At 68.2% G+C, this 12,556-nt stretch carries 10 protein-coding genes and 1 riboswitch; of the genes, 4 read left to right on the forward strand and 6 right to left on the reverse strand.

Annotated elements, in window-relative coordinates:
• Nucleotides 1-104 precede the first annotated feature (104 nt).
• The gene (locus N440_RS18295) at nt 105-1,085 is read left to right on the forward strand and encodes a cation transporter (RefSeq protein WP_053509285.1); all 981 of its coding nucleotides are present in this window, start codon (nt 105-107) and stop codon (nt 1,083-1,085) included.
• A 111-nt stretch (nt 1,086-1,196) separates the two neighbouring features.
• Nucleotides 1,197-1,622 (forward strand): organic hydroperoxide resistance protein, encoded by a 426-nt coding sequence (locus N440_RS18300; protein ID WP_005411948.1) that lies wholly within the window; start codon nt 1,197-1,199, stop codon nt 1,620-1,622.
• Between the two features lie 230 nt (nt 1,623-1,852).
• On the opposite strand, the gene mmsB is transcribed toward N440_RS18300, so the two are convergent.
• The 5 genes from mmsB to N440_RS18325 are packed head-to-tail and all read right to left on the reverse strand — an operon-like array spanning nt 1,853 to nt 7,392.
• The gene (mmsB, locus tag N440_RS18305) at nt 1,853-2,743 is read right to left on the reverse strand and encodes a 3-hydroxyisobutyrate dehydrogenase (RefSeq protein WP_133936109.1); all 891 of its coding nucleotides are present in this window, start codon (nt 2,741-2,743) and stop codon (nt 1,853-1,855) included.
• Nucleotides 2,740-3,915: an enoyl-CoA hydratase/isomerase family protein gene (locus N440_RS18310; RefSeq protein WP_133936110.1), complete on the reverse strand. Its 1,176-nt coding sequence runs from the start codon at nt 3,913-3,915 to the stop codon at nt 2,740-2,742. Before N440_RS18310 ends, mmsB begins: the two co-directional genes overlap by 4 nt.
• Nucleotides 3,912-4,709 (reverse strand): enoyl-CoA hydratase, encoded by a 798-nt coding sequence (locus N440_RS18315; RefSeq protein ID WP_008266557.1) that lies wholly within the window; start codon nt 4,707-4,709, stop codon nt 3,912-3,914. The genes N440_RS18310 and N440_RS18315 overlap by 4 nt, the downstream gene beginning before the upstream one ends.
• A complete protein-coding gene (locus N440_RS18320) occupies nt 4,706-5,872 on the reverse strand; it encodes an acyl-CoA dehydrogenase family protein (RefSeq protein WP_008267675.1) in 1,167 nt (388 codons plus the stop codon). Before N440_RS18320 ends, N440_RS18315 begins: the two co-directional genes overlap by 4 nt.
• 14 nt (nt 5,873-5,886) lie before the next feature.
• Nucleotides 5,887-7,392: a CoA-acylating methylmalonate-semialdehyde dehydrogenase gene (locus N440_RS18325; protein ID WP_133936111.1), complete on the reverse strand. Its 1,506-nt coding sequence runs from the start codon at nt 7,390-7,392 to the stop codon at nt 5,887-5,889.
• 115 nt (nt 7,393-7,507) lie between these two features.
• On the opposite strand from N440_RS18325, the gene N440_RS18330 reads away from it, so the two are divergent.
• Both N440_RS18330 and N440_RS18340 read left to right on the forward strand, forming a co-directional pair.
• A complete protein-coding gene (locus tag N440_RS18330) occupies nt 7,508-8,875 on the forward strand; it encodes a short-chain fatty acyl-CoA regulator family protein (protein WP_133936112.1) in 1,368 nt (455 codons plus the stop codon).
• A gap of 340 nt (nt 8,876-9,215) precedes the next feature.
• Nucleotides 9,216-10,169 carry a DUF1028 domain-containing protein gene (locus N440_RS18340; RefSeq protein WP_133936113.1) on the forward strand — a complete coding sequence of 318 codons (954 nt, stop codon included), beginning with the start codon at nt 9,216-9,218 and terminating at the stop codon, nt 10,167-10,169.
• Nucleotides 10,170-10,242: 73 nt separating this feature from the next.
• On the opposite strand, the gene N440_RS18345 is transcribed toward N440_RS18340, so the two are convergent.
• The gene (locus tag N440_RS18345) at nt 10,243-12,117 is read right to left on the reverse strand and encodes a patatin-like phospholipase family protein (RefSeq protein WP_133936114.1); all 1,875 of its coding nucleotides are present in this window, start codon (nt 12,115-12,117) and stop codon (nt 10,243-10,245) included.
• A 128-nt stretch (nt 12,118-12,245) separates the two neighbouring features.
• Nucleotides 12,246-12,461, forward strand: a riboswitch (cobalamin riboswitch).
• Nucleotides 12,462-12,556: the final 95 nt, after the last annotated feature.

Raw genomic sequence — 12,556 nt, forward strand, 5'->3', positions numbered from 1 at the left:
GGGTGGCGTGATCACTGCAGGGCGGGGTCGATGCGTGGGAGGGGCGCAGTCTACGCCACCGGGACCGCCGGGGACAGCATCGTCGCCTTCGACGGCAGCGAAGCATGGCTCCGCTCTACAATCCAGGCATGGCCGCCGACCGACCGCATTTCTTCGACCCCGCCACCGAACAGGGCGTGCTGCGCCTGTCGATTGCCGGCGCATTGCTGCTGGCATTGGCCGCGGTGGTGTTCGGCCTGTTGGCCAATTCCTCGCTGATCATCTTCGACGGCATCTATGGCCTGATCGACGTGGTCATGACCTGGCTGTCGCTGCTGGTCGCGCGGCTGATCGCACTATCCACCAATACCGATGCGCTGCAGTCGCGGCTCAACCAGCGCTTCACCATGGGCTTCTGGCACCTGGAGCCGATCGTGCTGGGCGTCAGCGGCACGCTGATGATCGGCGCGGCGCTGTATGCGCTGGTCAATGCAGTGGATGCGCTGATGTCCGGTGGCCGCCATATCGCGCTGGGCCCGGCGATCATCTTTGCCGGCCTGTCACTGGTGGCCGAGAGTGCGCTGGCCTGGTTCGTGCTGCGCGCCAACCGCCGCATCGGGTCGGAGTTCATCGCGCTGGATGCGAAGAACTGGGTGGTGGCGGCGAGCATGTCCGCCTGCTACATGGTGGCCTTCCTCGGTGGCGTGCTGGTGCAGGGCACGACGTGGGCCTGGGTCGGACCGTACATCGACCCGGCCATCCTGGCCTTCGTCTGCGTGCTGGTGATGATCGCGCCGCTGGGTACCGTGCGCCGGGCGCTGGCCGGCATCCTGCTGGTCACCCCGCCGGAACTGCAGGCGCACGTGGATGCGGTGGCCCGCGCGATCGTGGCCAAGCACGGTTTCGTCGAGCACCGCAGCTACGTGGCACAGGTGGGCCGCGGCGAGCAGATCGAGCTGTTCTTCGTGGTGCCGGAAAACGACCCGCCACGGCCGCTGGTGGAATGGGACCAGCTGCGCGACGAGATCGGCGACGCGCTGGGCGAGGCTTCGCCGGACCGCTGGCTGACCATCATGTTCACCACCGACCGCGAGTGGACGCTCTAGGCCGGCAGGACGATCGATCAAATTATTCGTACGAACTGCAACCCAACGTACGCGGAAACCGGGCAAAGTAGGCTCCAACGCACCACCTACCCACCGACCAGGAGCATCCCGATGTCCATCGAAAAGGTTCTGTACACCGCCCAGGCCACCTCCACCGGCGGCCGCGAAGGCCGTTCCGTCTCGTCCGACAACGTGCTGGACATCCAGCTGTCGACCCCGCGCGAGCTGGGCGGCGCCGGCGGCCCGGGCACCAACCCGGAGCAGCTGTTCGCGGCCGGCTATTCGGCCTGCTTCCTGGGCGCACTGAAGTTCGTGGCCGGCCAGGCCAAGGTCGCGCTGCCGGCCGACACCACCGTGACCGGCAAGGTGGGCATCGGCCAGATTCCGACCGGTTTCGGCATTGAAGCCGAGCTGACCATCAACGTGCCGGGCGTACCGCGCGAGCAGGTGGAAGAACTGGTGCAGAAGGCGCACATCGTCTGCCCGTACTCCAATGCCACCCGCGGCAACATCGACGTGACGCTGGTCGTTGCCTGATGCGGTGATGCCGGCCAGCGGCCGGCACTACCCGCGCCAAGGCAAAAAAATGGGCGGATGCCGGTCGAAACCGGGCATCCGCCCATCCCACCTCGGGTGGGCCCCGGCGCGTGACCGGGGACGCATTCACTGCGGCGCGCATCCATCCTTTTGGAGAAAAGCCCCCTTGTTGTTCAAGGGGGCGCGCCAACGGCGCGGGGATAAGGTGGAATGCGCGGACCAGCGACCTGTTACTGGTCGCTGGTAATGAGCTGCACGACGCTGGAGAAATCCAGCTTGCCGCGGCCGGCCTGGTGGTTCATCGAGTACAGGTTGCGGGCCACTTCGCCCAGCGGGATCGAGGCGCCGACACTCATCGCCGCTTCCACGGCCAGGCCCATGTCCTTCAGCATCAGATCGCTGCCGAAGCCGCCGCTGTAGCCACGCGAGGCCGGCGCATTTTCCAGCACGCCCGGCCACGGGTTGCACACTTCGGTGGCCCAGCTGCGGCCGGTGCTGACCGCCATCATCTGCGACAGCACCTTCGGGTCCAGCCCATGCGCCACGCCGAGGGCGATGGCTTCGCCGGTGACCGCCATGATCACGCCCAGCGCCATGTTGTTGCACAGCTTGGCGACCTGGCCGGCACCGCTGGCGCCAACGTGGAAGATGTTCTTGCCCATCGCCTGCAGCACCGGGCGCGCGCGTTCCAGCGCGTCCTCTTCGCCACCGACGATGAAGGTCAGGGTGCCGGCCTGGGCACCGGCGGTACCGCCGGACACCGGCGCGTCGATCATCTGCAGGCCACGTGCGGCAGCGGCTTCAGACACCTTGCGGGCGCTGGCCGGCGCAATGGTGCTGCAGTCGATGACCAGTGCACCGGCCGGGATGGCGGCGAGGATGCCGTCGTCGCCCAGGTACACGCCTTCGACGTGACGGCTGGCGGGCAGCATCGAGATCACCACCTCGGCATCGGCCAGGGTGTCACGCGCGGTGGATGCGGCGCTGGCGCCGGCATCGACAGCGGCCTGCACCGCAGCCGGAACCAGATCGAACACGCGCACGCTGTGGCCGTTCTTGACCAGATTGGCGGCCATCGGGCCACCCATGTTGCCCAACCCGATGAATGCAATGCGGCTCATGCAAGGCTCCTTTCAGCAAGGGGAGTGCCCAGGTCGGCCAGTGGATGCGCGGCATCGGCCCAGGGGGAAGCGAAGAAGGTATCGGCCCATGCGGTGGTGGCTTCGGCCAGCGTGGCCGGATTCCACTGCGGGTTGCGGTCCTTGTCGATCAGCAGTGCGCGGATGCCTTCGACAAAATCGCCATGGGCGGCGCAATGCAGCGCGGTGATGTATTCCAGCCGGTAGACGCTGGCCAGGTCCTGGCCGGCGCTGCGGCGCTGCAGTTCGAACGCCAACCGCGCCGAACCCGGTGCACCCGCGGCGAGGGTCTTCTGTGCCGCCTGCAACCACGCATCGTCGGCCTGCAGGCCGCTGATGCGGTTGATGATTGCGGACAGGTCATCGCCTTCGCACAGCGCGTCGACCTGCGCCGCGTTGGCCAGTAACGGGCCGGTAACGGCGTCGCTGGCATGCGATTGCAGCAGCTGGCTTAGGCTCTCGTGGTTGTGCGCGGCATCGCCCGACCAGGCCACCTGCAGCAGCGCATCGAACACCGCGCTGCGGCGTTCTTCGGCCACGTGCACGTCGGCCAGGCCGGCGTAGATGGCATCGCCCGGATTGAGCAGCGCGCCGGTCAGGGCCAGGAACAGGCCGCCCTTGCCCGGTACGCGCGGCAGCAACCAGCTGCCACCGACATCGGGGAACAGGCCGACGGTGATTTCCGGGAACGCCAGCTTGGAGCGCTCGCTGACCACACGGTGGCTGGCGCCGGACATCAGGCCGATGCCGCCGCCCATCACGATGCCGTGGCCCCAGCACAGGATCGGCTTGGCGTAGGTGTGGATGAGGTAGTCGACGCGGTATTCGACGTCGAAGAACTCGGCGGCGTAGTCGTTCTCGCGGATGTCGCGGCGGCCGGCCTCGCGGAAGGCGACCATGCTCTTGTACAGGCTGTGCAGGTCACCGCCGGCACAGAACGCCTTTTCGCCGGCGCCCTGCAGCACCACCATGGCGATGCCGTCATCGTCGGCCCAGGCATTGAGCTGCTTCAGCAGCAGGTGCGCCATCGGCAGCGAGAAACCGTTGAGCGTACGCGGCGCATTGAGCGTGGCGATGCCGATGCGCGTGCCGTTGCCGGCCACGCGCTCTTCGAACAGCACCGGTGCTTCATCGGCAGCGGTGTCGGTACTCATGCGTTCTTCCACTGCGCGGCGCGCTTTTCCAGGAAGGCGGTCACGCCCTCGACCTGGTCGGCGGTGTCGAACAGGTCGACGAAGGCTTCGCGCTCGGCCACCAGTGCCGAGGCATGGGTGCCGCTGCGGGTGGACTGCACCAGGGTCTTGCAGGCGGCGATGCTGGTCGGGCTCTGCTTGCCGGCCTTGTTCGCCCACTCCAGCGCCAGCGCCTTGGCCTCGCCCTTGCCGACCTTTTCTTCGGCCAGGCCGATCCGCAGTGCGGTGTCGGCGTTGATGCGCTCGCCCAGCAGGATCATGCGCTTGGCCCAGCCCTCGCCGACCAGGCGCGGCAGGTTCTGGGTGCCACCGGCGCACGGCAGCAGGCCGACGGTGGCCTCCGGCAGCGCAACCTGGGCGTGCTCTTCGATGATGCGCAGGTCGCAGGCCAGCGCGCATTCCAGGCCGCCACCCATGGCGTAGCCGTTGATCGCGGCGATCGACACGCCACGGAACCCGGACAGCGCTTCGAAGGCTTCACCGAAACGGCGTGCGGCTTCGCGTGCGGCGGCCTTGTCGCCCGAGGCGAACTGGTTGAGGTCGGCGCCGGCGGAGAAGAACTTCTCGCCGTCACCGGTGATCACCAGCGCGTAGATCTCGCGGTCTGCGTTGAGCGCGCCCACCAGGTCGCGCAGCGCCGACAGGCTGTGCACGGTCCAGGTATGCGCGGGCGGGTTGTGCAGGGTGACCACGGCGGTGTGGCCATCCACCTCGACCTTCAGGCCCACATGCTCCTGGGTACGCCAATCCTTCATCGCAGTTCCTCTTCGGTGTTGAGCAGGTGACGGGCAACGATCACCCGCATGATCTCGTTGGTGCCTTCCAGGATCTGGTGCACGCGGCAATCACGCAGCAGGCGCTCGATCGGGTATTCGCGGATGTAGCCGTAGCCACCGTGGATCTGCAGCGCCTCGTTGCAGACGTTGAAACCGGCATCGGTGGCGAAACGCTTGGCCATCGCGCACCACACGTTGGCATCGCCGGCACCGGCATCGAGCTTGCGCGCGGCGGTGTGCACCATCTGCCGTGCGGCGACCAGTTCGATGGCCATGTCGGCCAGCTTGAACTGCAGCGCCTGGAACTCGGCCAGCGCCTTGCCGAACTGGCGGCGCTCGCCCATGTAGCGGCGTGCGGCATCCAGCGCGCCCTGCGCAGCGCCCAGCGAGCAGGCGGCGATGTTGATGCGGCCGCCGTCCAGCCCCTTCATCGCCAGCTTGAAGCCGCCGCCTTCCTCTCCCAGAAGGTGGCTGACCGGCACGCGGACGTTTTCAAAGGTGATGCCACGGGTGGGCTGGCTGTTCCAGCCCATCTTCTCTTCCTTGCGGCCGAAACTAACGCCCGGCAGGTCGGCCGGCACCGCGATCGCACTGACACCACCGGCACCGGCACCGCCGGTACGCGCCATCACCACCAGCAGCTCGGTGGCACCGGCGCCGGAGATGAAGGCCTTGGAGCCGTTCAGCACGAAGTGGTCGCCATCGCGCACGGCGGTGGTCTTCAGCGAGGCCGCATCGGAACCGGCACCCGGTTCGGTCAGGCAGTAGGAAGCCAGCTTGAGGCCGGCGGCCAGATCCTGGCCCCACGCATCGCGCAGTGCCGGCTGGCCCCACTTGGACACCATCCACGAGGCCATGTTGTGGATGCTGATGTAGGCCGCGGTCGACGGATCGACGTTGGCGAGCTCCTCGATGACGACGGCGGCATCCAGTCGGCTCAGGCCGCTGCCGCCCACTTCCGGGTCCATGTACAGGCCGCAGAAGCCCAGTTCACCTGCCTTGGCGATCGCCTCGCGCGGAAAGATGCCCTCCGCATCCCATCGCGCGGCGTGCGGCGCCAGTTCGGCCTGTGCGAAGTCGCGCGCCGCCTCGCGGTACGCCTGCTGCGCTTCTTCCAGTTCCGTCGTCATCGAGTGGCTCATGGCTGCTCCTGCCGTTACTTCAGGCTGATCGTGGTGTTGACGCCATGGCTCAGCGTTTCGTCATCGAACCAGCGCGCGGTGACCGTCTTGGTCTGGGTGTAGAACAGCACCACCTGCTTGCCGTACGGGCCCAAGTCGCCCAGCTTGGACGCACGCGAACCGGTGAACGAGAACAGCGGCACCGGCACCGGGATCGGCACGTTGATGCCGACCTGGCCGACGTCGATGTCTTCCTGGAACCTGCGTGCGGCGGCGCCGGACTGGGTGAACAGCGCGGTGCCGTTGCCGTTCGGGTTGCTGTTGACCATCGCGATGGCCTCGTCCAGCGTTTCCGCTTCGAGGATGACCAGCACTGGCCCGAAGATCTCTTCCTGGTAGATGCGCATGTCGGTGGTGACACCGGCAAAGATGGTCGGGCCGACGAAGTTGCCCTTCTCGAAGCCATCGACCTGCGGGTTGCGGCCGTCTAGCACCAGCTCGGCGCCCTGCTCCACGCCCGAGGCGATCAGGCCTTCCACGCGCTCGCGGGCGCTGCAGGAAATGACCGGGCCGACATCGGTGCCGGACACGGTGCCGCCGCTGACCTTCAGGGTCTTGGCCTTGGTCACCAGGTCCTGCACCCAGCCGCGGGCCTCACCGACCAGCACCAGGGTGGAGGCGGCCATGCAACGCTGGCCGGCGGCACCGAAGGCAGCACCGACCATCGCATTGAGGGTCTGTTCCTTGTTGGCGTCCGGCAGCACCACGGCGTGGTTCTTGGCGCCCATCATGCACTGCACGCGCTTGCCGGCCAGCGAGGCGCGGTTGTAGACGTGGGTGCCGACGCGGGTGGAACCGACGAACGACACGGCCTTGATGTCCGGATGGTCGCAGATCGCGTTGACCACTTCCTCGCCGCCGTGGACGACGTTCAGCACGCCCTTCGGAATGCCCGCTTCCAGGGCAAGCTCGACCAGGCGCATGGTCACCATCGGGTCCTGCTCGGACGGCTTGAGGATGAAGGTGTTGCCGGTGGCGATCGCCATCGGGAACATCCACAGCGGGATCATCGCCGGGAAGTTGAACGGGGTGATGCCGGCGCACACGCCCAGCGGCTGCATGATCGTGTAGGTGTCCACGCCATTGGCCACGTTGTTGGCCAGCTCGCCCAGCTGCAGATTGCCGATGGCAGCCGCATGCTCGACCACTTCCAGGCCACGGAACACATCGCCTTCGGCGTCGGGCAGGGTCTTGCCCTGTTCGGCGGTGAGGATGTGGGCCAGCTCGCTCATGTTCTCGCGGATCAGCTGCTGGTACTTCAGGAAGATGCGCGCGCGGGTGCCGATCGGGGTCTTGCGCCAGGTCTTGAAGGCTTCCTTGGCGGCGGCGACGGCGGCGTCCACTTCGCCGGTGGTGGCGAACGGCACCTGGGCCAGCACGTCCTGGGTGGCCGGATTGATCACGTCCTGCCAGTGGGAGGTGGCCGATTCAACGAACTGGCCATCGATCAGCATGCGGATACGGGGCGCTGCAACAGTCATGACGACAATCCCACGGGGTGCGAAAGATGCTTGGCATTATTCACAGCACCCACCTCGATTTCCGGGCTGAATCCGCTTAATCTGGCCAACACGCCAGACGATTCATGTTAATTCTGTGAATTATTCAGCCCCCCAGCGACAACTCGGCCTGCGCCTGCTGCGCCTTCGCGAACAGCGCGGCTACAGCCAGGCCGACCTGGCACGGGCGCTGGGGCTGTCGGCCAGCTACCTGAACCAGATCGAGCGCAACAAGCGCCCGCTGACCCCGGCCGTACAGAAGAAGCTGGGCGAAGTTCTGGGCGACGTTTCCGCGCTGTTCGACGACGATGAGCCCGCCGCGCTGCAGGAAGCGCTGGGCGAAACCCTGCGCGACCTGGGCCTGGCCGAGGTGAGCGCGACCGAGCTGCGTGCATTGGCCGGCAACCTGCCGCAGGTCAGCCGCGCCCTGCTCGACCTGCACCGCCGCCACCTGGCCCTGCGCGAGCATGCCGCCGCGCTGGAGTTCCAGCTGGGCGAGCCCGGGGCCGGCAGCACCCTGCCGGCCGGCGACCAGGTGCGAGAGTTCTTCAACCGCATGCACAACCACATTCCCGAACTGGACGAACTGGCCGAGCGCCTGTTCGCCGAATGGGGGCTGTCACCCGGGCACGTGGCACCGCGCCTGCGCCAGCTGCTGGCCGACCGCCATGGCGTGCTGGTGGAAGTGGCGGCGCTGCAGGCCGGGCGCGAGAAGCGCCAGTTCGATGCCGGTGCGCGGCGGCTGTGGTTGCCCGATTACCTGGAGCCGGGCCAGCAGGCGTTCCAGATGGCCGCCGAGCTGGCGCTGCACGGTTACCTGCCGCAGATCGATGCGGTGATCGCGCGCGCGGGCTTCCACGACGAAGCGCGCATCGCGCAGGCGCGGATCGGGCTTTCCAACTATTTCGCCGGTGCGCTGGTGATGCCATACATGCGCTTCCTGCGTGCGGCCGAGGCCAGCAGCTACGACATCGAACTGCTGGCGCATCAGTTCGGCGTCGGCTTCGAGGCGGTGTGCCATCGCTTGAGCACGCTGGCGCGGCGCAGTGCGCCCGGGCTGCCGTTCTTCTTCATCCGGGTGGACCGCGCGGGCAATGTGTCCAAGCGGCATTCGGCCACCGACTTTCACTTCTCGCAGGTGGGTGGCTCGTGCCCGCTGTGGATCGTCTACGAGGCGTTCAACCAGCCGGGGCGCATCCTCACCCAGACCGCGCGCATGCCCGACGGCCGGCGCCATTTCTGGCTGGCACGGCAGGTCAGCAGCGGGCCGGTGGGCCATGGGCAACCGCGCAAGACGTTCGCGGTGGCGCTGGGCTGCGACCTGCAGCATGCCGAGCGGTTGGTGTATTCGCTGGGGCTGGATGTGCAGAGCCCGGGCAATTCGGTGTCGATCGGCCCGGGGTGCCGGGTGTGCCCGCGCGAGGACTGCATGCAGCGCGCGTTCGCGCAGTTGCCGGGAAGGTAGGGGTTATTCGGCAGGGCTGCGCCCTGCACCTGCCGAGGCCGAGGCCGAAGCAACGGCAACGGCAAAAGCTTGCATTCCATGGGATGGCGGGGTGGGTCCGGTGGCGGGGGACGCCATAAACCCGTCCTTGGGGGCTTGGCCGCGGCATCCATGCCGCGGACACCCCCGCCACCGGACCCACCCCGCCTTCGACAGATCTCCGCAATCTGTCGGGCTGGCATTGCCTGCTCCTGGTGGGTGTCGACCTTGGTCGACACGGTAGATCCACGCATGGCGTGGATCTACTAAACCTTTCGTGCGTAGGCTGCATCCCATTGCAATGCCTGCCCTGGAGACAGCCATGTTCCTGTTGCGTTCCTGTGTGGCTCTGCTGCTCGCTGCCTTTGCTGCGCCGGCGTGGGCGACCTTTTCCATCGTGGCCTGCAACGAGGCCGGTGACTGCGGCGTGGCGGTGGCTACGCACAATCTCGGCGTGGGTGGCGTGGGCGTGCCGTGGGCGCAGGCGAAAGTGGGCGCGGTCGCCAGCCAGTTCGAGACCAATCCAACCTATGGCTCGAAGGGCTTGACGCTGCTGGGCGAGGGCCGCACGCCTGCGCAGGTGCTCAAGCAGCTGCTGGACGAAGACGGTGATTTCGATGGCACCACGCTGGCCGAGCGCCAGGTGGGCCTGGTCAGCGCGCGCGGCGGCAATGCGCAGTACACCGGTGCTACCGCGCAGCAGGCGGATTGGGCCGGTGCGCAGGGCGAGGGCATGCTGAGCGTGCAGGGCAACGGCCTTGCCGGGCCGGAGGTGCTGGCCGCGATGCAACGCAGCTTCGCCGCCTCGCGCGGTGCACTGGCGGCCCGCCTGCTGGCGGCGCTGGAAGCCGGCCAGGCCGCCGGCGGCCAGCGCAGCGGGCAGTGGTCGGCGGCGTTGCTGGTGCGCACGCCCGGCGGTGACTGGCACGACACCGATCTGCGCGTGGATGCCGACCCGCGCGCCGTCGCAAGGCTCCGCGAGCTGTACGACATGCGCCTGTCCAACGACGCGATCATCCGTGCCGAGCAACGCTGGGAAAAGGGCGATGTGGCCGGTGCGCGTGCAGCGCTGGCCACCGCGTTGTCACTGGCGCACGGCTGGGACCGCACCTGGGCACGCGCCGCACGGCTGGCCATGCGCCAGGGCGATGCAGCGCTCGCCCGCGAATACCTGGCTGGCCTGCGTACGCTCAATCCGGGCTGGGTGAAGCAGGAACTGGCGCTGCCGCTGTATGCGCCGTTGCAGGGTGATGCGGTGGTGGAGGCGTGGCGTTGAGGCACCGCAGGGGGCAGATCGTGCCGACCAGGGTCGGCACCCACCAGAACCGTTCAATCGACTGCGGCGGAGATCAATAGATCGGCGTCACCTTCATCTGTGGCAGCGGGCGCGGTGCGCCGTCGGTAAGGTCGGGGCCGAGGTCGTCCCAGCTGCGACCCTGTTCCACCATCAAGCCCCACAGCTGCTGCGAGGCCTGCCGCTTGTCTTCCGAACCCAACTTGTACGACGGCGGTGCCGGCTGGCCACTGGCGACCATCGAATAGGCCGCGCGGTAGGCCAGCACCTGCTGTGCCGGGTCATCGGTGCGCGCCACTTCCAGCGTGTAGCGCTGGTAGGCCGAGGCCAGGTTGCGCCAGCGGATCCAGTAGTGGTTGTCGAACGAGAACGAACAGAAGCGTGCACCGGCCAGGCTGCCCTTGTCGGCGATGCGGGTGAGCACCTCCTGCGGCATGTCCAGGTTCATGCCACCCTCGTCGCCCTGCAGGCTGACGTGCACGATGCGATCGCGGTAGCCCGGTGCGCGCGCCTGCAGCAGGTCGCGCCAGTTCTGCATGGTTGCCACCACCGCGAACAGGAAGCGCCCCAGTTCGGCCGCCGCCAGCGGCGTGGCGATCGACTGGTAGGTGCGCTGCCAGCCGTGGCGGTTCTCGGTGGGCAGGAACACCGCGTGCTCCAGCGCCTGGCGGCCGCTGCTGCCATGGCTCACATCCTCGGCATGCTGCGGGTAGACCAGGTTGATGGCGAAGGTCGGCCAGCGTGGCAACGCCGCATCGAACAGGTGGATCGGGAAGTTGCTGCTGATGCCGCCATCGGAGAACCAGCAGATGCGGAAGGCGGTGATGACCGGACCGCAGGTCTGCCCGGCACTGGTCAGCCCTTCCATGCTGTCGGCCACGTTGTGCTCCGCATCGGCCGCCGGTGCGGTCGGTTCGCAGCGGCGTTCGCGGCGCGAGGGCTCATGCAGCGGTACCGCGCTGATCAGCAGCGGGAAACTCAGGCTCATCCGCGTGGCCACCAGCACCGGCAGCTGCGGGCCCTGCGGCAGGTGGTAGTACTGGCGCCCCTCCACCTCCAGCGGCGGGCCGGCCTGCTGTACCAGCCACTGCACCACGCTGGCCGGGAACAGCTGCTCGAACTCCTCGCGCAGGAACCAGAACTGCGCGCCGCCCAGCGGCAGGGTGCGTGGCTCGTTGTGCGACACGCAGGTGGTGATCATCTGCAGGCTGATCGCATGCGGGCTGTCCGGTTCGCCGGGGTAGCGCGGCGCGTCGTGCAGGTCGGCGAAGGTCAACGGGGCATCCAGCGGCTTGCCCGACAGCTGCTGCAGGCACGCGTGCAGCCATTCGGTGAGGGCGGGCCTGCGCGCATCGCGGCCGAGCCCGCTGCACAGGCCCAGCAGGTTGCGCCGTGCTACCCGCGCCACCCGCAGCGCGGCACCGGCCACGCCGGCCCCGTAGGCACACAGCAGCGACGGCAGCAGGGTGGCCGCCACCCCGCTCCAGCCGCCGCCCCACCAGCCCAGGCCGAGCAGCAGCGCCAGCGACACCAGCACCTCCAGCGGCGCGATCTCGAATACGGCCACCGCCAGGCACAGCAGCTTGTGCGGCAGGCCGGCATTGCCGGTCAGCACCACCAGCAGCCGGTAGGCCGCGCGTGCCCCCCGCGCCGGCTGGAACAGGCTGTAGATGAAGCCGCGCCGCGAGAGCTGGGCAGACACTGCCGACAGTCCGCCGTAACCGGCGTCGCCGGGCAGGTGTTCGCCCGCCTGCTGGCGGCGGTCGCCACACGCCGCCGCGGCCGCCACCGCGGCGGCGATGGCGCCGGCCGAGGTGCCGCCAATGCTCTTGAACCGATACTCGCGGGCCAGCGCCAGTACCGCATTGGGGTACACGATGCCGCTGGTGATGCCGCCCTTCATGACCAGATCGCAGTACTTGTCCGCCACGAACCACCTCCCGTCTGCCGGTGTCCAGTATGGCAAGAGGCGCTCTCACAGCCTGAGAAGTGGGCCACAGCACTGCACGGCCCTGGGGCCCTTGACCATCGCGGCCAACGGGTCCACCGTGCACACGCCGAAGGTATCCCTGCCGTGGCCTGTATGGCGGCAGGGGTTTAAACGGGAATCCGGTGAAGGCGCCTGGCGCGCCCATTCCGGAGCTGCCCCGCAGCGGTGAATGGAAACGAATCCTGCCAACAGCACTGGGCTCACGCCTGGGAAGCGGCGGGTAGTAGGTGGGCTGCGGCCCGTGTCCATCAGCCCGAAGACCGGCCCCGGCCGGGGGACACGACCGTCCCCTGACTCGACCTGGACTCTCCGCGGGGAGGGTGCCGGGGCCGTTGCTGTCCTGCGCGCGCAGGCGGCGCGGCCGCGCGCGCCTTTTCCG

Source organism: Stenotrophomonas sp. CC22-02 (assembly GCF_004365115.1).
In the GTDB taxonomy this organism is placed as follows: domain Bacteria; phylum Pseudomonadota; class Gammaproteobacteria; order Xanthomonadales; family Xanthomonadaceae; genus Stenotrophomonas; species Stenotrophomonas forensis.